We start from the raw sequence: 26,092 nt of genomic DNA on the forward strand, positions 1-26,092 counted from the left end.
GGCCGCGCCCTGTCGTCCTCCAGCGCGTCGCGTGAGCAGGGCGGGTCGGTGAGTGACGGCGGGTTGTCCGTCTGCGGCGGTAACGAACTCCCGGATTCGGGCGACAAGGGGTTGGCATCCTGATGGCTGACGAGAACAGGCTCCGGGACTACTTGAAGCGTGTCTCGGGCGAACTGCACGACACACGCGAACAGTTGCGGCGGATCGAGGGGCGGGATCACGAGCCGGTCGCGATCGTCGGTATGGCCTGCCGCTACCCGGGCGGCGTCGGGTCGCCGGAGGACCTGTGGCAGCTGGTCGACGACGGTGTCGACGCGATCTCCGCGTTCCCGACGGACCGCGGCTGGGGCGAGGAGCTGTACCACCCGGACCCGGAGCACCCCGAGACGTCGTACACCCGAAGCGGTGGTTTCCTCTACGACGCGGGCGACTTCGACCCGGGGTTCTTCTCCATGTCCCCGCGTGAGGCGCTGGGCAGCGATCCGCAGCAGCGCCTGTTCCTGGAGACGTCGTGGGAGGCGTTCGAGCGGGCCGGCATCGATCCGGTGTCCATGCGGGGCAGCCGTACGGGTGTGTTCGTGGGCGTCATGTACCACGACTACGTACGCAGCGAGGCGCTCGGCAGCGTCGTCTCGGGCCGGGTCGCCTACACGCTGGACCTCAACGGGCCCGCCGTCTCCATCGACACCGCTTGCTCGTCGTCGCTGGTCGCGCTGCACCTGGCGGCGAACTCGCTGCGGCGCGGCGAGTGCTCGACCGCGTTGGCCGGTGGCGTGACGGTGATGGCGTCGCCTGGCACGTTCGTCGAGTTCAGCAGGCAGCGCGGGCTCTCGGCCGATGGCAGGTGCAAGTCGTTCGGCGCGGAGGCGGACGGTACGGGCTGGGCCGAGGGTGCCGGCGTGCTCGTGCTGGAGCGGCTCTCGGACGCGCGCCGCAACGGCCACCGGGTGCTGGCGGTGCTGCGCGGGAGCGCGGCGACCCAGGACGGCGCCAGCAACGGGCTGTCCGCCCCCAACGGCCCGTCGCAGATGCGCGTGATCCGCCAGGCGCTCGCCGACGCCGGACTGTCGGCCTCCCAGGTCGATGTGGTCGAGGCGCACGGCACCGGCACCGTGCTCGGCGACCCGATCGAGGCGCAGGCGCTGCTGGCGACGTACGGCCAGGACCGTCCCGCGGGCCGCCCGCTGTGGTTGGGCTCGCTCAAGTCCAACATCGGCCACACGCAGGCGGCAGCCGGGGTGGGCGGCGTGATCAAGGCGGTCATGGCGATGCGCCGGGGGGTGCTGCCCCGCACGCTGCACGCGGCTCGGCCGTCCCCGCACGTGGACTGGTCGGCGGGCGAGGTGGAACTGCTCACCGAACCGAGGGAGTGGACCCGTGGCGACGGTCCGCGGCGGGCGGGCGTCTCCTCGTTCGGGTTCAGCGGGACCAACGCACACGTCATCATCGAGGAGGCGCCCCAGGAGGAGGTGCCCCAGGCGGAGCCGGAAGCGGAGGGCGGCGCGGCGGCTCCGCCCGTCGTGCCGTGGCTGCTGTCGGCGCGGACCTCGGACGCGCTGCCCGCCCAGGCCGACCGGCTGCTGAGCCGGCTGTCGGAACAGGACGCACCGGCCGAGGTGGTGGGCGCGGCACTCGCGACGACCCGCGCGGTCCTCGACCACCGTGCGGTGATATCGGGCGCGGACCGGGAGGAGTTGCTGGCCGGGCTGCGGGCGCTCGCGGCCGGCGACCGTCCCGCCAACGTGCTCACCGGTGGCGGGACGGCCGGAAAGCAGGCTTTCCTGTTCAGCGGCCAGGGGAGTCAGCGGCTGGGCATGGGGCGCGGGCTCGCGGAGACGTTCCCCGCCTTCGCCGAGGCCCTGGACGAGGTGTGCCGCGCGCTCGACCCCCAGCTGCCGCACCCCGTACGCGCGGTGATGTGCGCCGAGCCGGGCTCCGAACGCGCCGCGGCGCTCGACGCAACCGGCATGACCCAGCCCGCGCTGTTCGCCTTCGAGGTGGCACTCTTCCGGCTGGCGACCGCGTTCGGGCTCGCCCCGGACATGCTGGCCGGTCACTCGATCGGCGAGATCGCGGCCGCGCATGTCGCCGGGGTGCTCTCGCTCGACGACGCGTGCACCCTGGTCGCCGCGCGCGCCCGCCTGATGCAGGAACTCCCCGGGGGCGGCGCGATGCTCGCGGTGGCCGCTGCCGAAGCGGACGTGCTGCCCCTGCTCGACGGCCGCGCCGGGGTCGGTGTGGCCGCGGTCAACGGGCCGGCCGCCGTGGTCCTGTCAGGGGCCGAGGGGGAGCTCGGCCGGATCGCGGCGCTGCTGGCCGAACGGTCCGTCAGGACCAGGGAACTCAAGGTCTCGCACGCGTTCCACTCGCCCCTGATGGACCCGATGCTGGACGCTTTCCGGCAGGTCGCGCAGTCCCTGACCTACCAGCAGCCGACCATCCCGATCATGTCCACAGCCGCCGAGCCGGTCACCGATCCCGAGTACTGGGTCGCCCACGTCCGCCGAACCGTCCGGTTCGCCGACATGGTGACCGCCGCGCGTACCGCGGGTGCCACGGTGTTCGTCGAGATCGGTCCTGACGGCGTGCTGACCGGCCTCGCCGAGCAGGTCTTCGATCACGCCGGGGACGACGCGGCGGTAGCCGTCCCGCTCGTGCGCAAGGACCGCGACGAGGCCACGTTCCTGATCGACGCGCTCGGCAGGCTCCACACCCACGGCGTCCGCGTCGACTGGAAGACCTACTTCTCAGGCGTGTCCCTGGGCGACTTCGAACTGCCCACCTACGCGTTCCGGCGTCAGCGGTTCTGGCTCACGCCTGACGCCGTACAGGCGTCCTCCTCACCCACCGAGGCGGACGACTCCGGCTTCTGGGCCGCTGTGGAGCGTGAGGACGCCGACGCGCTCGCCGCAACGCTGGGCATCGAGGACGGGTCACCGCTTCTCGGGGTGCTGCCGATGCTGTCCTCCTGGCGCCGCCGCCGGCAGGAACAGTCCGTCCTCGACACCTGGCGATACCGGGTCACGTGGAAGCCGCTCGCCCTCACCACGGCGGCCCCGAAGCTGACGGGTACGTGGTGGCTCGTGGCCGTCGCCGACGACGCGTTGGTGTCCGCCGCGACGACCGCGCTCACCGAACACGGCGCCGACGTGCGACTCCTCGAACTCGGTGACGAACTCGACCGCGACCAGGTCGCGCAGACCGTACGGCGCCACGCCCTCGCGGCAGCGCCGACGGGCGTGCTGTCGCTCCTCGCCACGTCCGAGCGGGGGCCGGCCCGGACGCTTGCGCTGCTCCAGGCGCTCGGCGACGAGGAGGTCACCGCACCGGTGTGGCTGGCCACCCAAGGGGCGGAGTCGGTCGGTGGGAGCGATCCGCTGACGGCTCCCGCGCAGAGCGCGGTCGGCGGGCTGGGCCGGGTCTTCGCCCTGGAGCACGCCGACCGCTGGGGCGGGCTGGTGGATCTGCCGGAGACGGTCGACACCCGCGCCCGCACCCGCCTTGCCGCCGCACTGGCCGGAATCGACGACGAGGACCAGATCGCCGTCCGCGCGTCGGGGCTCTTCGCCCGCCGTCTGACGCGTGCGCCCCGCACGCCGCGCGGCACGGGCACATGGCGCGCGCGCGACACCGCGCTGATCACCGGCGGTACCGGCGGTCTCGGCGCGCACGTGGCGCGCTGGCTCGCCGAGAGCGGCGCCGGACACCTCGTGCTGGCCGGCCGGCGCGGCGCCGGCGCACCGGGCGCGGCCGACCTCGCCGCCGAACTGGAGCGCACCGGTGTACGGGTGACCGTCGCGGCCTGCGACGTGGCCGACGCCGACGCGGTCTCCGCGCTGGTCCGCGAGATCGAGGCCGCCGGTGACGTGATCCGCTCGGTGTTCCACACGGCCGGCATACCGCACAGGAAGCGGCTCGACCTGCTAGGACCCGACGAGCTCGCGTTCGCCACCGCGGCCAAGCTCACTGGCGCCGCCGTGCTCGACGAGGTGTTCGCCGAGCGGGCGCTCGACGCATTCGTGCTGTTCTCCTCGGGCGCGGGCGTGTGGGGGAGCGGCGACCAGGGCGCGTATGCCGCGGGCAACGCGTTCCTCGACGCGCTCGCCGCCAACCGCCGTGCCCGTCAGCTCCCCGGCACGGCCGTCGCCTGGGGCTTTTGGGCGGGATCCGGCATGACGACGTTCCTCGACGAGGACGAAGCGCGCCGCGGCGGCATGCCGTTCATGGCACCGGACCGCGCCCTCCAGGGCCTGGCACAGGCACTGGCCGACGACGAGACGCACCTCGTCGTCGCCGACGTCGACTGGGACCGCTTCCACCCGCTGTTCACCTCCGCGCGGAACCGGCCGCTGATGGCCGACATCGACGAGGTGGCACGCGTCGTCACGGCGGCGTCCGCCACCGCGGCGGAGGAGGCCACGGCCCCGCTGCGCGCCCGGCTCCTCCCCCTGGGCGACCGCGACCGCGACCGGCTGCTCACCGACCTGGTCCGCGAGCAGGTCGCCACCGTGCTCGGCCACAGCGACCCCGCCGACGTCGAGGTGGACCGGGCCTTCCGGGACCTGGGCTTCGACTCGGTGTCGGCCGTCGAACTGCGCACCAGGCTCCAGGCCGCCACCGGAGCACGGGTGCCCACGACGGTCATCTTCGACCATCCGAACGTCAAGGCCGTCACCGCGCTGCTGGCCGGGCAGCTCCTCGGCGAGCGGGAGACGGCGGGCGACACCGGCCCTGAGACGACGCCGGCCGCCACAGATCCGATCGTCATCGTCGGCATGAGCTGCCGCACCCCCGGTGGGGTGCGCACCCCGGACGACCTGTGGCGGCTGGTCGCGGACGGTACCGACGCGATCTCGCCCCTGCCCGAGGACCGCGGCTGGGACGTCGAGGGCGCCTACGACCCGGACCTTACGCGACCGCAGACCACGTACGTGCGGGAGGGCGGTTTCGTCGGCGCGGCGGGCGACTTCGACGCGGGCTTCTTCGGGATCTCACCCCGCGAGGCGCTGGCGATGGACCCGCAGCAGCGGCTGCTGCTGGAGACCGCGTGGGAGGCGGTCGAAGCCGCGCGCATCGACCCGGGCTCGTTGCGCGGCAGCGATACCGGTGTGTTCGTCGGTACGGCCTACGAGCACTACGGGCGCGGCTCCGAACAGCTCTCCGAGGAGTCGATCGGCCACCTCATGACCGGGACGCTCGGCAGCGTCGTGTCCGGGCGCACGGCCTACGCGCTCGGCCTGGAGGGGCCGACGCTGACGGTGGACACGGCGTGCTCGTCCTCGCTGGTCGCGCTGCACCTGGCGGCCAACGCGCTGCGGCGCGGGGAGTGTTCGCTCGCGCTGGCGGGTGGCGTCACGGTCATGTCCACCATGCTCGGTTTCGTCGGGTTCAGCCGCCAGGGCGCGCTCTCCCGCGACGGACGGTGCAAGTCCTTCGCCGCGGCGGCGGACGGGTTCGGGCTGTCGGAGGGCGTCGGCATGGTGGCGCTCGAACGGCTGTCGGACGCCCGGCGCAACGGCCACCCCGTGCTGGCGGTGGTGCGCGGCTCCGCGGTCAACCAGGACGGTGCTTCGAACGGTCTGACCGCGCCGAACGGCCCCTCGCAGCAGCGGGTGATCAGGGCCGCGCTCGCCGACGCCGGCCTGTCCACCTCGGACGTGGACACGGTGGAGGCGCACGGGACGGGAACGGCGCTCGGCGACCCGATCGAGGCCCAGGCCCTGCTCGCCACCTACGGCCAGGACCGCCCCGCGGACCGCCCGCTGTGGCTGGGGTCGGTCAAGTCCAACATCGGCCACTTGCAGTCCGCCGCGGGCATCGCGGGTGTGATCAAGATGGTGATGGCGATGCGGCACGGGGTGCTGCCCCCGACGCTGCACGTGGACGCGCCGTCACCGCACGTGGACTGGTCCCAGGGCGCCGTCGAGCTGCTCACCGAGGCCAGAGCGTGGGAGGACCACGGGAGGGCCCGCCGGGCGGCCGTGTCCTCCTTCGGTGTCTCCGGTACGAACGCGCACATCATCCTCGAACAGGCGCCACCGGCCGCCGACGACGCCGACCCCCTCGACGTTCCGGTGGTGCCGTGGCTGATCAGCGCGGGAACCGCCGACGGAGTGTCAGGGCAGGCGGCGAAACTGCTGTCGCACCTGGACGGCGGCCTCGACGTGGCGGCCGTGGGCGCCGCGCTGGCGGCGACGCGCGGGGCGCTGGAACACCGCGCCGCCGTGGTCGGTCGTGACCGCGCCGAGCTGGTCGCGGGGCTCGAAGTGCTCTCGGCGGGGCAGACGGCCCCCGGTGTCGTGCGGGGCACCGCGGCGGCGGACCGCAGGGTGGCGATGCTCTTCGCCGGGCAGGGAAGCCAGCTGCCGGGCATGGGCCGTGCCCTGTCCGCCGCGTTCCCGGTGTTCGCGGACGCGCTGGAGGAGGTCTGCGAGGCTCTGGACCCGCTACTGCCCCGGCCGGTGCGGGAGGTGATGTTCGGCGACGGCGCCGCTCTCGACGAGACGGGCATGACCCAACCGGCCCTGTTCGCGTACGAGGTCGCGCTCTACCGGCTGCTGACCTCGTTCGGTGTGGTCCCCGACGTGCTGGTGGGGCACTCGATAGGTGAGATCGCCGCCGCGCACGTGGCGGGCGTGTTCCCGCTGGAGAGCGCGTGCGCCCTGGTTGCCGCGAGGGCGCGGCTGATGCAGGCGTTGCCCGCCGACGGGGCGATGCTGGCTGTCGCCGTGTCCGAGGCGGAGGTGACTCCGCTGCTGGACGAGCGGGTCGGCATCGCGGCGGTCAACGGCCCGGACGCGGTGGTGGTCTCGGGCGCCGGGGACGCGGTGGACGCGATCGCCGCGGTGCTGGCCGAGCGCGGTGTGCGGACCAAACGGCTGCGGGTCTCTCACGCCTTCCACTCGCCGCTGATGGAGCCGATGGCCGACGAGTTCCGGTTGGTCGCCAAGGGGCTCACCTACCACGAGCCGTCGATTCCGCTGGTGTCGAACGTGACAGGGCGCCCGGCCACCGAGGGCCTGCTCACTGACCCCGAGTACTGGGTCACGCACGTGCGCCAGGCGGTGCGGTTCGCCGACGGCGTCACAGCGGCCGACGCCTCCGTCCTCGTCGAGGTCGGCCCCGACGGAGCCCTGACCGGTCTCGCTCAGCACAGCCTGGATCCGACCGCGGTGACCGTCCCCGCCGCGCGCAAGGACCGCGACGAGGACCAGGCGTTCGTCGAGGCGCTCGCCACTCTCCACACGAGCGGTGTCCCCATCGACTGGGCCGGCTACTTCGGACAGCCGGCCCACCACGTGGACCTGCCCACGTACGCCTTCGCGCACCAGCGGTACTGGCTGCCCAGCCCTGGCCGTTCGGCGGGCGACGTGGCCACGGTCGGCCTGGAGACCCCGGCCCACCCGCTGCTCGGCGCCACCGTCACCCTCGCCGACGGCGGTGTCGTACTGACCGGCAGGCTCTCCCGGGGCACGCACGCGTGGCTGGCCGAGCACGAGATCGGTGGGCAGGTGCTGGTGCCGGGCACCGCGTTCGTCGAACTGGCCGTGCGCGCCGGTGACGAGGTGGGCTGCGCCACCGTCGAAGAGCTGACGATCGAGTCGCCGCTCGTGCTGCCCGAACGCGGCAGCGTGCAGGTGCAGGTGGCCGTCGAAGCGCCCGTCGAGGGCAGGCGGGCACTCGGCGTCCACTCACGGGGAGGCGACACCGAGCCGTGGACGCGGCACGCCACCGGGTCGCTCGTGGCGGACACCCCTGCCCCGGTGCCGGACGACCGCCGCTGGCCGCCGGAGGGCGCGGAGCGGGTGGACGTCACGGGCGTCTACGACTGGTTCGGCGGTATCGGGATGCGTTACGGGCCGACGTTCCAGGGGCTCACAGCGGCCTGGCGGCACGACGGGTGCCTCTACGCCGAGGTCGCTTTGAGCGAGGGCACCGAAGGCACCGACAGGTTCGGCCTGCACCCCGCCCTGCTGGACGCCGCACTGCACGTGATCGCGCTGGACACGGCGGGCGACACCGGACCACGTGTGCCGTTCAGCTGGACGGGGGTGCGGCTGCACGCCACGGGCGCGACGTCCCTCCGCGTGCGGCTGGCCGACGCCGGAAACGGCGCGTACGCGGTCACGGTCACCGATCCCGCCGGAACGCCCGTCGCGGACGTCGAGTCACTCGTGATGCGCCCGCTGCCGGTGCGCCCGAGCGCTGCGGCCACCGGCACGGACTCGATGTACGCCCTGCGGTGGGAGCCGGTCCACGTCGCGGACGAGGACGCCGCCGAGCCGGTGTGCGTCGAGCCCGACGGCCTGGCCGCGCTCGCCGAGAACGAGGACGTTCCCGCGCTGGTCGCCGTCGAACTGGTCGCGCCGCACGAGGTGACCGATCTCGCCGGCGCGGTCGGTGAGGCCACCTGCCGGGTGCTGGAGCTGGTGCGCACCTGGCTGGCCGAGACCCGGTTCGCCTCCTGTCGCCTCGCCCTCGTCACGCGCGGCGCCGTCGCGGTCGGTGGCGCGCAGGACGACCTGGTCAACGCGGCCGCCTGGGGGCTGGTCAGGTCGGCGCAGGCGGAGAACCCCGACCGCCTGGTCCTCGTCGACATCGACGACGAGCCCGCTTCCCGTGCCGTGCTCCCCGCGGCACTGGCCACCGGTCGGGAACAGCTGGCCGTGCGGGCGGGCACCGTGCACGTGCCACGACTGGCCGGATTCGGCACGGGACGGGACGACGGGCTGCTGCCGCCCGCCGGCGCGGAGAACTGGCGGCTGGACGTCAGCAGCCGCGGCACCGTGGACAACCTGGTCCTGGCGCCGGCCGAGGACGGCGGGCCGTTGGAGCCAGGCGAGGTCAGGGTCGAGGTGCGCGCCGTCGGTCTGAACTTCCGTGACGTGCTGGTCGCGCTGGACATGTACCCCGGTGACACCCCGATGGGCGGCGAGGGCGCCGGCGTCGTCGTTCAGGTGGCTGAGGACGTGGCCCACCTCGCGCCCGGCGACCGGGTCATGGGCATCTTCCTCAGCGGGTCGGCCAAGACCTCGGTGACCAGCGCCGACCGGCTGGTGCGCATCCCGGACGCCTGGTCGTTCACCGACGCGGCCTCCGTGCCGATGGCCTTCGCCACCGCGTACCACGCCCTGGTCGACCTGGCCGGGCTCACCGCGGGGGAGTCGGTGCTCGTGCACGCCGCCGCCGGCGGTGTCGGCATGGCCGCCGTGCAGATCGCCGCGCACCTCGGGGCCGAGGTCTACGGCACCGCGAGCCAGGGCAAGCAGGACGTGCTGCGCGGCAACGGCCTCGCGGACCGGCGGATCGCGTCCTCGCGCACGCTCGACTTCGCGGACACCTTCGACGCCGCGTCCGGCGGCCGGGGCGTCGACGTGGTGCTCAACTCGCTCGCCGGAGACTTCATCGACGCCTCCCTGCGCCTGATGCCACGCGGCGGACGTTTCATCGAGATGGGCAAGGCCGACGTGCGCGACCCCGATGCCGTGGCACGAGCACAGCCCGGTGTCGAGTACCAGAGCTTCGACCTGGCCGCGCTGCCCGGACAGCGGGTGGGGGAGATCCTCGGCGAGATCGTGTCCCTGTTCGACGAGGGGGCGTTGACGCTGCTGCCCGTCGAGACCTGGGACGTGCGCAGGGCGCGGGACGCCTTCCGGCACATCGCTCAGGCGCAGCACATCGGCAAGGTCGTGCTGACCATGCCGCGTGCGCTCGACCCGGAAGGAACCGTGCTCGTCACCGGCGGCACCGGCGCCCTCGGCGCGCTGGCCGCGCGCCACCTCGTGACGGAACACGGTGTGCGTCACCTCGTGCTGACGAGTCGCCGCGGCCCTGCCGGCGAGGGCGCCGCCGCGCTACGGGAGGAGCTGACCGCGCTCGGCGCCTCGGTCCGGGTCCTGGCCTGCGACGCGGCCGACCGGGCCGCACTCGCCGGCGTGCTCTCGGACATCCCCAGCGAGCACCCGCTCACCGGCGTCGTGCACACCGCGGGGGTGCTGGCCGACGGCGTCGTCGCTGCGATGACCCCCGAACAGGTCGCACGCGTGCTGCGGCCGAAGGTGGACGCGGCGGTCAATCTGCACGAGCTGACCCGGGACACGGACCTCGCCGCGTTCGTCCTCTACTCAGGAGCGGCCGGCGTGCTGGGCAACGCCGGACAGGGCAACTACGCCGCCGCCAACACCTTCCTCGACGCCCTCGCCCGCCACCGGCACGCCGCGGGGCGCGCCGCCACCTCGCTGGCGTGGGGCCTGTGGGAGCAGGCACCCGGCACCGGCATCACCGGACACCTCGACGAGACGGACCTGCGCAGGCTGCGGCGGGGTGGCTTCGGCGCCCTGTCCGCGGAAGCGGGTCTGGCGCTGCTCGACGTCGCGCTCTCGTCCGACGAGGCGGCTCTCGTACCGATCCGGCTCGACCTCGCGGCCATGGGAGCGGCGGGGGTTCCCCCGCTGTTCAGCGGGCTCGTACGTACGCCCTCGCGGCGGGTGCTGAACTCCGGCGCGAGGGCGGCCGAGTCCCTCGCCGAACGGCTCGCCGCACTCCCGGAAGCCGAGCTGCAACCCGCCGTACTGGACCTGGTCCGCGGGCATGTGGCCGCCGTGCTCGGCTTCCCGGGCCCGGAATCCGTCGATCCGGGCCACGCCTTCAACGAGATCGGCTTCGACTCGCTGACCTCCGTGGAGTTCCGCAACCGGCTCATGGCCGCCACCGGGCTCCGGCTGCCCGCGACGCTCGTCTTCGACCATCCGACCCCCGAGGTGCTGGCCGCCCACCTGCTCGCCGAGATCGCGCCACCCACACGCACCCCCGAGGAGCGGCTGCTCGCCGAACTCGACCGGATCGAGGCGGCGCTCGCCGCCGCGGCGGCCGACGGCGGAAGCCCCGACCGGGTCACGGCGCGGTTGCAGCAGTTGTCGTCCAGCTGGCGCAAGCAGACGCGGGCCGCGGAGTCCGACGTCTCCGGGCAGTTGGAGAACGCCAGCGCGGACGAGGTACTCACGTTCATCGACAGCGAGCTCGGCCTCGCCTGACCGTAGGAGAAGGGGTAGCCGCAGATGGCGACCGAGGAGCAGTTGGTCGAGTACCTCAAGCGCGTGACCACGGAGCTGCACGACACCCGCGCGCGTCTGGAGCAGGCCGAGGACAAGGACCACGAACCGATCGCGATCATCGGAATGGCCTGCCGGTTCCCCGGCGGGATCGCCTCGCCCGAGGACCTGTGGCGCCTCGTCGCCGAGGGCACCGACGCGATGACGGGATTCCCCGAGGACCGCGGCTGGGACGTCGAGTCGCTCTACGACCCCGACCCCGACCGCGTCGGCACGTCGTACGTGCGAGAGGGCGGGTTCATCGACGGTGCCACCGAGTTCGACCCCGCGTTCTTCCAGGTCAGCCCGCGCGAGGCCGCCGGCATGGACCCCCAGCAGCGGCTCGCCCTGGAGACCGCGTGGGAGGCGATCGAACGCGCCGGGATCGACCCGACGACGCTGCGCGGCAGCCGTACCGGGGTGTTCGTGGGCGCGAACAGCGGCGAGTTCATGACGCTCATGACGCAGGCTGAACCCGAGTTGCAGGGCTACCTGATGACAGGTGTGTCCCCCAGCGTGGTGTCCGGGCGCATCTCCTACACGTTCGGGCTGGAGGGCCCCGCGGCGACCGTCGACACCGCGTGCTCCTCCTCGCTGACCGCGCTGCACCTCGCGGTGCGCGCACTGCGCGACGGCGACTGCACGATGGCGGTCACCGGCGCGGTCACGGTGTTGTCCACCCCGGGCACGTTCATCGGGTTCAGCCGGCAGCGCGCGCTGGCGAAGGACGGCCGGTGCAAGGCGTTCTCCGCCGCAGCGGACGGCATGGCGGCCGCGGAGGGCGTCGGCATGTTCCTCGTCGAGCGGCTGTCCGACGCCGTGCGGCTGGGACACCCGGTGTGGGCGGTCGTGCGGGGCTCCGCGGTCAACCAGGACGGCGCCTCGAACGGCCTGACGGCGCCGAACGGTCCCTCGCAGCAGCGGGTGATCCAGCAGGCGCTCGCCAACGCGAAACTGTCGGCACGCCAGGTCGACGTCGTCGAGGCACACGGCACCGGCACGCCACTGGGTGACCCGCTCGAGGCGCAGGCGCTCATGGCCACCTACGGCCAGGACCGCCCGGACGGCCGGCCCCTGTGGATCGGCTCGGTCAAGTCCAACATCGGACACGCGCAGGCGGCGGCCGGCGCGGCCGGCATCGTCAAGGCCGTGATGGCCCTGCACCACGGCGTCATGCCCAAGACGCTGCACGCGCAGGAACGGTCACCGCACATCGACTGGGCCGAGGGCGACGTCGAACTGCTCACCGAGGCGCGCGCGTGGCACAGCGACGGCGAACCACGCCGGGCCGGTGTGTCGTCGTTCGGGTTCAGCGGCACCAACGGGCACGTCATCCTGGAGGAGTTCGAGGCACCGCCGGTGGACGACGCCGAGACAGGGGACCTGCCCTCGGTGCCGTGGGTGCTCTCGGCGCGCGGCGCCGACGCGGTGCGCGGCCAGGCCCGCGCACTCCTGGCGCACCCCGCCGCCGACGCGGACCCGGCCGCCGTGGCCGCTTCGCTCGTCCGTGGCCGTTCCGCCTTCGAGCACCGCGCCGTCGTGGTGGGCGCCGACCGTGCGGAACTGGTCGCGGGGCTGCGGGCGCTGGGCGAGGGCGTGGACGCGGCGGGCGTGGTGGAGGGCGTCGCGGGGCCGCTGGGGAAGTCGGCGTTCGTGTTCCCCGGACAGGGCGGGCAGTGGGTGGGCATGGGCCTGGCGCTGGCCGGTTCGAACCCGGTGTTCGGGGAACGGCTGGCGGAGTGCGAACAGGCGCTGGCACCGTTCCTGGACTGGTCGCTGTCCGCGGTGCTGCGCGGCGACGACGACGCGCCGGGACTGGACCGCATCGACGTGCTCCAACCCGTTTTGTGGTCGATGATGGTCTCGCTGGCGCAGGTGTGGCGCTCGTGCGGGGTGGAGCCCGCAGCGGTGGTGGGACACTCCCAGGGCGAGGTCGCGGCGGCCGTCGTCGCCGGCGCGCTGTCCCTGGAGGACGGTGCGCGGATCGTGGCGCTGCGCTCCCAGCTGCTGCTGGAGATCACCGGACTCGGTGGCATGGCATGGGTACCGTCACCCGCCGACGAGGTCGGCGAGCGGCTCACGCGGTGGGCCGGGCGGCTGTGCGTCGCCGCCGTGAACGGGCCGTCCGCCACCGTCGTCTCCGGGGATCTCGACGCGCTGGAGGAACTGGTGGCCGCCTACGCGGCCGAGGGCGTACGGGTCCGCAAGGTCGGTTCGTCCTGCGCGGGCCACTCGGCGCAGGTGGAGGTGGTGGAGGAGCGGCTCGCTCAGATGCTGCGCCCCATCGAGCCGCGCGAGTGCGCCATCCCGTGGTACTCGACGGTCCGCGGCCGCTGGCTCACCGGAACCGAGGCCGACGCCGGGTACTGGTACGAGAACCTGCGTGAGCTCGTCGGGTTCGGCCCGGCCATCGAGGCGCTCGCCGCCGAGGGTTTCCGGCTCTTCGTCGAGTCCAGCGTCCACCCCACACTGAAGATCGACACGGAGGACAACCTGGAGAACGCCGGGGTGTCGGACGCGCTCGTGGTCGGCTCGCTGCGCCGCGACGACGGCGGCCCCGACCGCCTGACGGCCTCGCTGGCCGAGGCGTGGGTGCGTGGCGCGGACATCGACTGGGCGGGCCTGATCGGTCCCCGGCCGCGGGTCGACCTGCCGACCTACGCGTTCCAGCGTCAGGCCTACTGGCCGAAGACCACGTCGCGGACGGTCGACGCCTCCGGACTCGGACTCGGCGCCCCCGCCCACCCGTTGCTCGGCGCCACCGTCTCACTCGCCGACGGCCAGGGGGTGATGCTCACCGGCAGGCTGTCCGTGAAGACGCACCCCTGGCTGGCCGACCACACGGTCGGCGGCCACGTGCTGCTGCCGGGCACCGCGTTCGTGGAGCTCGCCCTCCGCGCGGGCGACGAGGTCGGCTGCCGCCTCGTCGACGAGCTGACCCTGGAGGCCCCGCTGGTCCTGCCCGAGCGCGGTGGCGTGCAACTCCAACTGGCCGTGCACACCGCCGAGGACGGACGGCGCCCGTTCACCGTTCACTCCCGCGGCGACGACGCCGCACCGGACGAGCCGTGGACGAGGCACGCCACGGGTCTCCTCGCCGCCGACGCGCCCGCGGCACACTTCGGCCAGGACGTCTGGCCGCCGGCAGACGCGACCGCACTGGCCCCCGAGACGATCTACGACAAGGTGGCCGCGGTGGGCGTCGGGTACGGGCCCGCGTTCCGCGGACTGCGCGCACTGTGGCGGCGGAACGACGAGATCCTCGCCGAAGTCGCCCTGCCCCAGGACACCGCCGACAGCGACGGCTTCGGGCTGCACCCCGCGTTGCTCGACGCCGCGCTGCACCCGCTCGCCCTCAGCGGTGTCCTCGGCGACCGGGGGAGCGACGAGGGGCCGCTGCTGCCGTTCGCGTGGTCCGGCGTGCGGCTCCAGGCCACCGGCGCCACCGCACTGCGGGTCCGGCTGTCGCCCGCCGGTGGCAGCGCGGTCCGGGTGGACGTGGCGGACACCGCCGGTGTGCCGGTGGCGTCTGTCGACTCACTCGCCGTCAGGCCGCTGCCCGCCGAAGCCCTCAACCGCTCCGCGGATCCGCTGCGCGGCGGGCTGTTCCAGCTGGACTGGGTGCCCGCGCCGGCGCGCTGGGAGCCCGCTCTCGACGGTGCGACGTGCGTCCTTGTCGGCGAGTCGGACGAACTGCGGTCCGCGCTGGAAGCGGCGGGCGCCCGGATCGAGGACGCCTCCGTCCGTACACCGGACATGGGGTTCCTGGTGGTCGGCCGGCCCGCCGCGCCGGATCTGCCGGAGGCCGTGCGGGAGGCCACAGGGCAGGTGCTGGCCGCGGCCCAGGAGTGGCTGGCGGAGGACCGCAACGCCGGTGTGCCGCTCGTGGTGCTGACCCAGGGGGCGGTCGCGGTGGCCGAGGAGGCGCCCGCGGACCTGGCACAGTCGGCGGTCTGGGGGCTCGTCCGCTCGGCGCAGTCGGAGAACCCCGGCGGATTCGTGCTCGTCGACACGGACCTGACCCATGCGTCGTGGGAGGCACTCGCCGCGTCGCTGGCCTCCGGAGAGCCGCAGATCGCGCTGCGCGAGGGCGTGGCCCACGTGCCCAGGCTCGCCCGGCACCCCGAGCCCGAGGAGCCCGCCGACCCGTGGGCCCGCGCCGGCACGGTGCTGATCACCGGTGGCACCGGCACGCTGGGCGCACTCGTCGCCCGCCACCTCGTCGTCGAACACGGCGTGCGCCGTCTGCTGCTGACCAGCAGGAGCGGCCCCGCCACCGAGCGGGCGGCGCGGCTGCGGGAGGAGCTCACCGAGCTGGGTGCCGCGGTGTCCGTCGTCGCCTGCGACGTGGCCGACCGCGAGGCCCTGGCGCAGGTGCTGGCCGCTGTCCCCGCCGAGCACCCGCTGACCGGTGTCGTGCACGCCGCGGGCGCGCTCGACGACGGTGTCCTCGCCTCGCTCACCCCCCAGCGGGTCGATGCCGTGCTGCGCCCCAAGGTGGAGGGCGCGCTGAACCTGGACGAGCTCACCCGAGACCTGCCGCTGTCCGCGTTCGTGCTGTTCAGCTCCGCCGCCGGTGTGTTCGGCGGTCCCGGCCAGGCCAACTACGCCGCGGCCAACGCGTTCCTCGACGCGCTCGCGCGGCGCAGGCGCGCCCAGCACCTCCCGGCCATGTCGCTGGCCTGGGGGCTGTGGGAAGAGGCCAGCGGACTGACCGGCGTGCTGGACGAAACCGACCGCGCGCGCCTGAGCCGGATCGGTGTGGGGCCGCTGTCCACCCCGGAGGGGCTGGCGCTGTTCGACGCGGCGTGCGCGGCCGACGCGCACACGCTCGTCCCGGTCCGGCTGGAGTTCACGGCGCTGCGCGCGGCGGCCAGGGTCGGTGCCGTGCAGTCGATCCTGTGGGGCCTGGTGCCCTCCCCGGCGCGCCGGGTCGTCGGCGAGGGCGCGGCGGCGGCGTCCCAGCTGCGGGACCGGCTGGCCCGCATGCCGGAGTCGGAGTACATGCGCACGCTGCTGGAGGTGGTACGCACCCAGGCGGCGGTGGTGCTCGGGCTGCCGAACGCCGACGCCGTCGACGACCAGCGGGCGTTCCGGGAGGCCGGGTTCGACTCGCTGACCGCCGTCGAGTTCCGCAACCGGATGAACGCCACGACCGGGCTGCGGCTGCCCGCGACGCTCGTCTTCGACCATCCGACGCCGCACGCGCTCGCCGAGTACCTGCTCGCCGAGCTGCTCGACGCGGGGACCGGCGCGAGCGCACCCGCCACAAGGCAGGTGGGGGACGACGAGCCGATCGCCATCGTCGGCATGAGCTGCCGGCTGCCCGGTGGCGTGAGTTCGCCCGAGGACCTGTGGCAGCTCGTCGCCGACGGCGGTGACGTCATCTCGACGTTCCCGGCCGACCGCAACTGGAACCTCGACCAGCTCTACGACCCGGACCCCGAACACCGTGGCACCAGCTACACCCGGCACGGCGGGTTCATCTACGACGCGACCATGTTCGACGCGGCGTTCTTCGGCATCTCACCGCGCGAGGCACTGACCATGGACCCGCAGCAGCGACTGCTGCTGGAGGGCGCCTGGGAGGCGCTGGAGCACGCGGGCATCGACCCTGCCGCGGTCCGCGGCAGCAGCACGGGCGTCTTCGTCGGGCTGACCTACCACGACTACGGCGCGCAGTTGCAGAACCTGCCCAGCGAACTGGAGGGCTTCGTCGGCACCGGGGTGTCCGCGGCGGTCGCCGCGGGCCGGGTGTCCTACACGTTCGGCTTCGAGGGGCCGTCGATGACCGTCGACACCGCGTGCTCCTCCTCGCTGGTGGCCCTGCACCAGGCGGCCCAGTCGCTGCGCCGCGGCGAGTGCTCGCTCGCGCTGTCCGGAGGCGTGACCGTGCTGTCCACGCCGGGAGTCTTCGTCGACTTCAGCCGCCAGCGCGGGCTGGCTCCGGACGGCCGGTGCAAGTCGTTCGCGTCCGCCGCCGACGGCACGGGCTGGAGCGAGGGCATGGGCGTGCTCGTGCTGGAGCGGCTGTCCGACGCGCGGCGCAACGGCCATCCGGTGCTCGCGGTGGTGCGCGGCAGCGCGGTGAACCAGGACGGGGCGAGCAACGGGCTGACCGCGCCGAACGGCCCCTCCCAGCAACGCGTGATCCGCCAGGCGCTCGCCGGCGCGGGACTGTCCGCCCCGGACGTCGACGCGGTCGAGGGACACGGCACCGGCACCACGCTGGGCGACCCGATCGAGGCACAGGCGCTGTTGGCCACCTACGGCCAGGACCGGCCGGCGGACCGGCCGCTGTGGCTGGGCTCGGTGAAGTCCAACATGGGGCACACGCAGGCCGCCGCCGGCATGGCCGGCGTGATCAAGATGGTGATGGCGCTGCGCAACGGCGTGCTGCCCGCGACGTTGCACGTGGACGAGCCGTCCGCGCACGTGGACTGGTCCACCGGCGCCGTCAGGCTGCTGACCGAGCCGCAGGACTGGCCGGTGGCACAGCGGCCGCGCCGCGCAGGTGTGTCCGCCTTCGGCATCGGCGGCACCAACGCGCACACCATCATCGAGGAGGCACCCGCCCGCCCTGTGGAGCAGGCCGCCGTGGAGACCGCGCGCCCACCGCTGGTGGGCTGGCCGCTGTCGGCGAAGAGCGCCCAGGCGCTGGCCGGACAGGCACGGCGGCTCCACGCCCACCTGGCGCGCCACCCCGAGCTGTCAGGCAACGACCTCGCGCACTCGCTCGCCACGACCAGGTCGGCGTTCCGGCACCGCGCGGTGGTCACCGGCGCGGGCCGAGACGAGCTCGTCGCGGGCCTGGAGGCGCTGATCGCGGGCGCGCCGGCGGCCAACCTGACCACCGGGACCACGCGCTCGGGCAAGGTGGCGTTCCTGTTCACGGGGCAGGGCAGCCAGCGACTGCGGATGGGGGAGGCCCTGTACGCGGCCTACCCGGTCTACGCGGCCGCGTTCGACGAGGTCTGCGCACAGCTGGACAAGCACCTGGACGGTCAACTGCGCGACGTGGTCCTCTCAGACGCCGAGTTGCTCAAGCGGACCGACTACACGCAGGCCGCGCTGTTCGCGGTCGAGGCCGCCCTCTACCGCCTGCTGCGCCACTGGGGCGTCAGGCCCGACTTCCTCGCGGGCCACTCGATCGGTGAGCTCGTCGCCGCCTACGTGGCCGGTGTCTTCTCGCTGGAGGACGCCGCCGCGCTGGTCGCGGCGCGCGGCCGCCTGATGCAGGCGCAGCCGCCCGCGGGCGCCATGGTGTCGGTGCGAGCACCGGAGGAGGCCGTCCGTCAGCTGCTCGACGGGAGGACCGACGAGGTCGGCATCGCCGCGGTCAACGGGCCGGCCTCCGTCGTGATCTCCGGAGTGACCGCGGCGGTCGAGGAGATCGCGGGGCTGCTCGCCGAGTCGGGGCACAAGACCAGGAAGCTCGTCGTCAGCCACGCCTTCCACTCGCCACTGATGGACCCGGTACTCGCGGAGTTCACCGCCGTCGCCGAGGGCGTGGCCTTCCAGCCGCCCCGCATACCCGTCATCTCGGGCGTGACCGGAGCGCAAGCCACCGACGAGGAGCTGACCTCGCCCGCGTACTGGGCCAGGCACCTGCGCGACACGGTCAGGTTCCACGACGGCGTCGCCACCCTGCGGGACGCGGGCGTCACCACCTTCCTCGAACTCGGCCCCGACGCGGTGCTCTCCGCGATGGTCCAGGAGTGCGTCACCGACGGCGATGTCGCCGTGGCCGCCGTGCTGCGGCGCGACCGCGACGAGGCCGCCGCCCTCCTCGACGCGCTCGCGCTGGCCCACACCGGGGGCGTCGACGTGGACTGGGGGGCCGCCGCCGGGCCCGCCGACGTGGTGCCGCTGCCGACGTACGCCTTCCAGCGCACGTGGTTTTGGCCGGACGCGGCGCCGCCCAGGACCCCGGTCGAGGACCCGCTGTGGGCGGCGGTCGACAGCGAGGACCCGGACGCACTGGTGCGGCTGCTCGGGCCGGCCGCCGAGCACCGGGCCGAGGACCTGCTGGCCGCGCTGGCGGCACTGCGCGACGGTTCCCCCGACCGCCTGCCCCGGTACCGGATCGAATGGACGCCGAGGGCCCAGACGCCCGAGGCCGCGCTGACCGGCACCTGGCTGCTGGTCGCCGGGCCGGGGGCGGACGATCCGCGGGTGCGCGATGTCGCCGCCGCGCTGACCTCGGCCGGCGCGGAGGTCAGCGCGGCGACCGCCGACGACCTCGGGGACGCGGGCGCGCCCGCCTACGCGGGGGTGGTCTGCCTGGTCCCGGCCGACGACGACACCGGATGGTTCGCCGATGCCGTGCTGTCGTCGGCGGCCGCCGACGGCGGGACCTCACCGGTGTGGCTGCTGACCTCGGGTGCGACGGCGCTGTCCGAGGACGGACCGGCCGCGGCGCGTGGGCACCTGCGGGCATGGGGGCTGGGGCGCGCCGCGGGAGCTGCACATCCGCAGCCCCGGGTCGGGCTCGTCGACCTGCCGCCGCGCCTGGACGGGCTGGCGCGCACCAGGTTGTGCGCCGTTTTGTCCGGGCGCACGGGTGAGGACGAGATCGCCCTCAGGCAGCCGGGCGCCTTCGTCCCCCGGCTGCGGCGGGTGCCATCGCGGCGGGGCGGGCTGTGGCAGCCGGAGGGCACCGTCGTGGTCGCCGGAACGCTGGACGCGGCCGCGATCGCGTTCGCGCGCTGGGCCGCGGGCAACGGCGCGGACCGGGTCGTGGTGACCGCTCCCTGCATCGAGCTGGAGGGGGAGCCGGGGATCGTCGTCGACCAGGCAGACCCCGCGCAGGGCGGGCCGGCGGGGGACGCGCCGGCCGCCGTCTTGTACCGGGGAGAGGACGAGCACGTCGCCGAAGCCCTGCACGGGCTGGCCGCGTCGGGGGCGCTGGTGACCCTTCTCCCCGCCGAAGCGGTGTGGGGCGCTGCCGGGCCGAGCGCCTGCGCGGCGCTGGTCGGCTTCGATGCGCTGGCCCGTCGGCGGGCGGCGGCGGGGATGGCCTCGTTGTCCGCGGCCATCAGCGTCCGTGAACCGGCGGACGCCGTCACGGCGATCCGGCAGGCGCTCGCGGCAGGCGAGACGACCCTGGTCGTCACCGCCGACGGGCTGCCCTCGGACGGTGGGCGCTCGTCCCTGCTCGGTGGTGCCTCCGACCGCGGTGCGGCTTCTCAGTCCGGTGAGGAGCCCGCAGCCGGGGTGATCGACAGCGCGGCGGAGTTCGGCCGGCGGTTCGCGGCGGTCGAGCCGGACGAGCGGGGCGCGTTCGTGCTGGAGCTCGTGCGTGCGCAGGTGGCCGCGCTGCTGAACTTCGCGTCCGCCGAGGAGATCGACCCGGGCGTGGAGTTCTTCGAGTTCGGCATGTCCTCGATGGCCGCCATCGAACTGCGTGCCCGGATCGCCGCGCTGACCGACGTCCAGCTTGCCCCCGACGTGGTCTACGAGTACCCGAGCGCGGTCACGCTCGCCGAGTACCTGCTCACCGCTCTGTGAACGCCCGCGGCGGCTGCCGGACACGCGGTGTCCGGCAGCCGCCGCGGGAGCTGTGTCAGCCACTCCACGATCGGCATGTCATGAATCCGACAATCCCGGGGGGTATTGCGAGATGACAGCCATCCAGAGCACGCCCACGGAAGGGGCCCGTTCGTCACCCCTGCCGTCTCTGACCGGCCTGCGGTTCGTCGCCGCGATGGCGGTCTTCTTCTGGCACGTCGGCAACCTTGGGGTCTTCGCCGACAAGGACGCCGGCTCCGCCTACATGACCGTCTTCTACCAGGGCGGCTGGACGGCGGTGAACTTCTACTTCGTCCTCAGCGGCTTCATCCTCACCTGGTCGGCGAGGCCGGCCGACACGGCGCGCGTGTTCTGGCGGCGGCGGTTCTTCCGGATCTACCCCAACTACCTCGTCTCCCTCGCGGCCGCCGTGCTCGTCGGCGACCTGGTGCTCCTCTTCTACCGGGACACCGGCATGAGGCTCTTCTCCGGGTTCCTCAACGTGTTCATGCTCCAGGCGTGGTTCCCCGACGAGCGCATCGAGTTCGGCATCAACAGCATCGCGTGGTCCATGTCGGTGGAGGCGTTCTTCTACCTGTGCTTCCCGTTGCTGGTGAAGTACGTGCGCAGGATCCCCGCGAAACGGCTGTGGTTCACCGCGATGGGACTGATGGCCGCTGTGTGGATGGTGCCGCTCGTCGCCCAGCTTCTGCCCGACCAGCCGCGGACCTTCCTCGGCCCGGTGTCCAGAACGCAGTACTGGTTCGTCTACGTGTTCCCGCTGACGCGCCTGTTCGAGTTCGTGCTGGGCATGGTGATGGCGCGGATCGTGATGGCGGGTCGCTGGGTGCGCCTCGGCGCGCTTCCGGTGGCGCTGATCGTCCTGGCCGGATACGTGCTGCCCGACGTCCTGACCTTCCTGCCGTGGTCCTTCCGCCAGACGGCCTGCTCGGTGATCCCCATGGCACTGCTGATCCCCACCGTGGCGACGTGCGACCTGGCGGGGCGGTGGACGCCCTTCCGCGGCCAGGTCATGGTGTGGCTCGGCGGCGTCTCCTACGCCTTCTTCCTGTTGCACGCCCGGGTGATCTCCGCCGCGCACCAATGGCTCGGCAGCGAGACATGGGAGACACCGATGGCGGTCGCCGTGATCGTGTTCATGTTCGTCGCCACACTGACCGCTGCCGGGTTGCTGTTCACCCTCGTGGAGCGGCCGGTCATGAAGCGGTGGAGGTCGCCCCGGCGCAGGTCAGCGCCGCACATCGAGCCCAGCGCCCCGTGACGGGACAAGGCTCGCTCGACAGCCGCCACTCGGCAGCGTGCGTCATGACCGCTCAGCTTCGCTCAACGAGAAAGGGGCCTACATGTCCACCAACAACCCCGTGAACCTGCGGGACAGGCGGCTGCTCACCGACCCGCACACCGCCTACAGCGAGTTGCGCGAGGCGGGCCCACTCGTGCGGGCCACCGCGCTGGACGGCAGCCAGGTCTGGCTGGTCACCCGCCAGGAGGACGTTCAGCCTCTGCTCGCCGACCGCCGCCTGTTCACCGACCCCGAGGCGGCGGGCAGCTCGACGGTGAACGTCCGCAGCCGGATGCTGGAGAAGATGGGCGTTCCCGCCGAGGTGCTGCCCCACCTGACCGAGACGCTCCTCGACCTCGACGGTGCCGACCACACCCGCATCCGCAAGCTGGTCTCGCGGACCTTCACCGCACGCCGGGTCGGAGCGCTGCTCCCACGCGTCGAGGAGATCACCTCGAATCTCCTCGACCGGCTCACGGGAGCCGACCTGGTGCAGGAGCTCGGCTATCCGCTCCCGATCACGGTGATCTGCGAGTTGGTCGGGGTGCCGGAGGCCGACAGGGCCGACTGGCGCCGGTGGTCGGACGCGTTCATGAGGATGGATCGCCAGATGCCCGCGGCGTTGCGGGAGATGGTCGAGTACTGCCACGACCTCACCGCGAGCAGGCGGGCGTATCCGCGTCAGGACCTGCTCTCCGGCATGGTCGCGGAGGTCGACGAGCACGGTGAGGCGCTCACCGACGGGGAGATCGTCACGATGCTGATCTTCCTCGTCTTCGCCGGCCACGAGACGACCGCGCACCTGATCACCAATGGCGCGCACGCCCTGATGACCCATCCCGAACAGCTCACGCTGCTGCGCGACGACCCCTCGCTGTGGCCGTCGGCGGTCAACGAGTTGATGCGGTTCTGTAGCCCGGTGCTGTCGGCCAGGGTCCGCTACCTCGCGGAGGACGTGGAGATCGGCGGCGTCATGGTCCCGGCGGGGGAGGCGGTCATGCCGGTCGTCGTCTCGGCCAACTACGACCCGCGTGTGTACCAGGACCCCGAGCGGCTCGACGTCACACGCAAGGCGGCCGGGCACCTCGGTTTCGGCGCCGGCCCGCACTACTGCCTGGGCGCGGCTCTGGCCCGCCAGGAGGGTGAGGTCGCCCTGCGCGGCCTGTTCGAGCGCTACCCCGGCATCCGCTTCTGCGGACCGGAGCCACAGTGGTCGGACCGGCCGGGAATGTACCGGCTGCTGAGTCTCCCGGTCACGCTCGGCTGAGCCTCCTGACGCAGTCCACGGATCGCCGGGACGCCGATCCGTGGACTGCGTCAGGAGACCCACCCAAGGCGCACAGCGCCCGGGCGGGACCGCTCGGCGTCCAGGCGCCACCCGCCGCCGGGGGCGGCCCGTGCGCTGCCCCCGGGAGGCGGTGCAGGACACCGCCGGCCGGAGCGCGGGGCGCGCGGCCGCTTGCCCGCGACGGCTCAGCTGATCGTGTCGTACCGGTCGAAGCCCGTACCGACCGTGACGGGCTCGGAGAAGAGGCTTTCCGGGTTGTCGGGGTCGAACCTTCCGGAGTGGACGAACGCGGACAGCGTCCCGTCCGGGCGCAGTGCCAGCAGGTCCGGCTTGCCGTCGAGGTCCACGTCGGTGAGTGTCATGTACTTCATGTCCTGCCAGCCGCGGGCGACCGTGTACCAGGTGCCGCTCGCAGGGTCGGCGTACTCGACGCCCGGCTTGCCGGGGAACTCGAACAGGGCGATGTCGCCGTCTGGGCGGCGCACCAGCAGGTCCAGGTTGCCGTTCCCGGTGAAGTCGGCCATGGCGAACGGGAAGTCGTCGGGGTTGATCGTCGTCAGCGGCAGGGGTTCCCTGTCGTAGGTGTCGTCCGCTATCACCCCGGCGTTCAGGTGCGGGAAGCAGTCGAAATTGCCGGCGCCCAGACCGCGGGAGAAGATGTCGTCGTTGCCGCTGCCGGTGATGTCGGCGAACCCGAACGTGGACCAGTACCGGTCGTCCTCGCGTTTGCCCGAGATGCGCGTCGGTTCACCGAACGGGCCGATCTCGCCGGGCCCACCGAGATTCTGGAGCAGGAAGAAGCCGAAGACGCCGTTCTCACCGGTGTTGATCTTCCGGACCTCGCCGTTGACGGTGACCTCTTTTACGCTGAACGCACACAGCTCGGCGCGCCCGTTACCGGTGACGTCGCACGCCTGAATGAAGCAGAAGCGCTCTCTGCCGAAGTTGTCGCCGATCTTGACCGGGTCCTCGTACGTCTGCGTGCCGTTGAGCTTTCCGCTGTGCGGGTAGACCCAGAGCGCGCCGGTCTCGGCTGAGCGCACAAGCAGGTCCAGCTTGCCGTCACCGCGGAAGGAACGGCATGCGCCGTTGTTGAATGCGAACGCCACGCGAAATTCTCCATTCTGAAATACCGCAGGTACGGCGTCAATTGTTTCCGACGACTGTGCGACGCCCAACCCCAGATACCCCCAGAACATCACCCCCTGCGCGGTGTTCACGCGCCCCGACGGCATGCGACCGGTCCCGGCACGATGTCCCGGCGTCCGCACCGGAGGCATCGCCGGGAGTGCTGCCCGGTAAACCCCGGGAGCCGGGGCGACGCGCGCCTGTCGGCGGCCGACAGGCGGCAGGTGCCCCCTAGACCGCCCCTGACAGCCGCCCCAGAACGACGCTTCGCCGCACCGCCACCGCTAGCTTCGACCGTCCGCCCGGTAGATTCCGAAGGGGAGCCCATGCGGCAGTACTCCATGACCATCGGTGGCGAGAGCGTAGCCGGGAACGCGACGTTCGATGTCGTCAACCCCGCCACGGCCGAGGTGCACGCGGCGGCTCCCGAATGCGAGGCGGAGCAGCTCGACGCCGCTTTCGCGGCCGCACACCAGGCGTACGGAACGTGGCGGAAGAACGAGCGCGCACGCCGCCGGGCGCTGCACGCCGCGGCGGACCTGCTGATGCGCCGGACGGACCAGCTGGCGCCCGTGCTCACCGCGGAACAGGGCAAGCCGCTCAAGGACGCCGCTTTCGAGATCGCCGGCGCCGGATGGTGGCTGAAGCACTTCGCCGACATGCCCCTCCCGCACGAGGTCATCCGCGACGACGCCGAGGCCCGTGTCGAGGTGGTGCGCCGCCCGATGGGCGTGGTCGCGGCGATCACCCCGTGGAACTTCCCGCTCATGCTGGCCTGCTGGAAGCTCGGCCCCGCTCTGCTGGCCGGCAACACGGTGGTGCTCAAGCCCTCCCCTTACACCCCGCTGACGACGCTGGCGCTCGGTGAGCTGCTGCGCGAGGTGCTCCCTCCGGGGGTGGTGAACGTGGTGAGCGGGTCGGACCCGCTCGGAGCGCGGATGACCGCGCACCCGGTGCCGCGCAAGATCAGCTTCACCGGCAGTGTCGCGACGGGAAAGGAAGTGGCCGCGGTCGCCGCCGGCGACCTCAAGCGGGTCACCCTCGAACTCGGCGGCAACGACCCCGCGATCGTGCTCGACGACGCGGACCCGCGCGCCGTCGCCCCGCACCTGTTCCAGCACGCTTTCGAGAACAACGGCCAGCTCTGCTCCGCGATCAAACGCGTGTACGTGTCCGAACGCCGGCACGACGACCTCGTCGAGGTGATGGCGAAGCTCGCCCGTGAGGCGAAGGTCGGCAACGGGTTCGACGACGGCGTCCGGTTCGGCCCGATCAACAACGAGCCGCAGTTCGAGCGGATCGTCGAGCTGGTGGAGGACGCCCGAGGCCGGGGCGCGACGGTCGCGGCGGGTGGCGGGCCGCTCGAGGGGCCCGGCTACTTCTACCGGCCGACCGTCTTGGCCGATGTCGACGACAGCGTCCGCGTCGTCCATGAGGAGCAGTTCGGGCCTGTCTTGCCGATCGTGCGCTACACGTCGCTCGACGAGGTGATCGCCCGCGCCAACGAGAGCCACTTCGGTCTGGACGGTTCGGTCTGGGGCACGGACACCGACCGCGCGGCCGAGGTCGCCGCCGCCCTCGAGTGCGGCACGACCTGGGTCAACACGCACTTCTCCGTGCACCCGGGCCAGCCGTTCGGCGGGCACAAGTGGAGCGGTGTGGGCGTGGAGAACGGACGCCTGGGGCTCGAAGCCTTCACCGAGGTCCAGGTGCGCAGCCGGCACAAGGGGAATGTTGCCTAGTGGGCAAGGATGCCCAATCAGCAAATTTGCC

At 73.1% G+C, this 26,092-nt stretch carries 6 protein-coding genes; 5 read left to right on the top strand and 1 reads right to left on the bottom strand.

Annotated features, from left to right (window positions below; genetic code table 11):
- Positions 1 to 122: 122 nt before the first annotated feature.
- The 4 genes from DQ392_RS21840 (at position 123) to DQ392_RS21855 (ending at position 23,170) form a co-directional block, all read left to right on the top strand.
- Positions 123 to 11,033 carry a type I polyketide synthase gene (locus DQ392_RS21840; RefSeq protein ID WP_114017385.1) on the top strand — a complete coding sequence of 3,637 codons (10,911 nt, stop codon included), beginning with the start codon at positions 123 to 125 and terminating at the stop codon, positions 11,031 to 11,033.
- A 24-nt stretch (positions 11,034 to 11,057) separates the two neighbouring features.
- Positions 11,058 to 20,600 carry a type I polyketide synthase gene (locus DQ392_RS21845; protein WP_114017386.1) on the top strand — a complete coding sequence of 3,181 codons (9,543 nt, stop codon included), beginning with the start codon at positions 11,058 to 11,060 and terminating at the stop codon, positions 20,598 to 20,600.
- 112 nt (positions 20,601 to 20,712) lie between these two features.
- Positions 20,713 to 21,882 carry an acyltransferase family protein gene (locus DQ392_RS21850; protein WP_114017387.1) on the top strand — a complete coding sequence of 390 codons (1,170 nt, stop codon included), beginning with the start codon at positions 20,713 to 20,715 and terminating at the stop codon, positions 21,880 to 21,882.
- Between the two features lie 82 nt (positions 21,883 to 21,964).
- On the top strand, positions 21,965 to 23,170 hold the full coding sequence (locus DQ392_RS21855; protein ID WP_114017388.1) for a cytochrome P450 family protein: 1,206 nt from the start codon (positions 21,965 to 21,967) through the stop codon (positions 23,168 to 23,170).
- 206 nt (positions 23,171 to 23,376) lie between these two features.
- Here DQ392_RS21855 and DQ392_RS21860 read toward each other — a convergent pair whose 3' ends face one another.
- A complete protein-coding gene (locus tag DQ392_RS21860; protein ID WP_114017389.1) occupies positions 23,377 to 24,300 on the bottom strand; it encodes an FG-GAP-like repeat-containing protein in 924 nt (307 codons plus the stop codon).
- A gap of 345 nt (positions 24,301 to 24,645) precedes the next feature.
- Between DQ392_RS21860 and DQ392_RS21865 the strand changes: the two genes are divergently transcribed.
- Positions 24,646 to 26,061: an aldehyde dehydrogenase family protein gene (locus tag DQ392_RS21865; RefSeq protein WP_114017390.1), complete on the top strand. Its 1,416-nt coding sequence runs from the start codon at positions 24,646 to 24,648 to the stop codon at positions 26,059 to 26,061.
- Positions 26,062 to 26,092: the final 31 nt, after the last annotated feature.

It is taken from the genome of Streptomyces reniochalinae (genome assembly GCF_003323735.1).
Taxonomy (GTDB): domain Bacteria; phylum Actinomycetota; class Actinomycetes; order Streptomycetales; family Streptomycetaceae; genus Streptomyces; species Streptomyces reniochalinae.

What these genes read in the sequence shown, in the direction of transcription:
- DQ392_RS21865 (WP_114017390.1), top strand. Translation starts at nt 24,646, where the DNA reads ATGCGGCAGTACTCCATGACCATCGGTGGCGAGAGCGTAGCCGGGAAC.
- DQ392_RS21850 (WP_114017387.1), top strand. Translation starts at nt 20,713, where the DNA reads ATGACAGCCATCCAGAGCACGCCCACGGAAGGGGCCCGTTCGTCACCC.
- DQ392_RS21840 (WP_114017385.1), top strand. Translation starts at nt 123, where the DNA reads ATGGCTGACGAGAACAGGCTCCGGGACTACTTGAAGCGTGTCTCGGGC.
- DQ392_RS21845 (WP_114017386.1), top strand. Translation starts at nt 11,058, where the DNA reads ATGGCGACCGAGGAGCAGTTGGTCGAGTACCTCAAGCGCGTGACCACG.
- DQ392_RS21855 (WP_114017388.1), top strand. Translation starts at nt 21,965, where the DNA reads ATGTCCACCAACAACCCCGTGAACCTGCGGGACAGGCGGCTGCTCACC.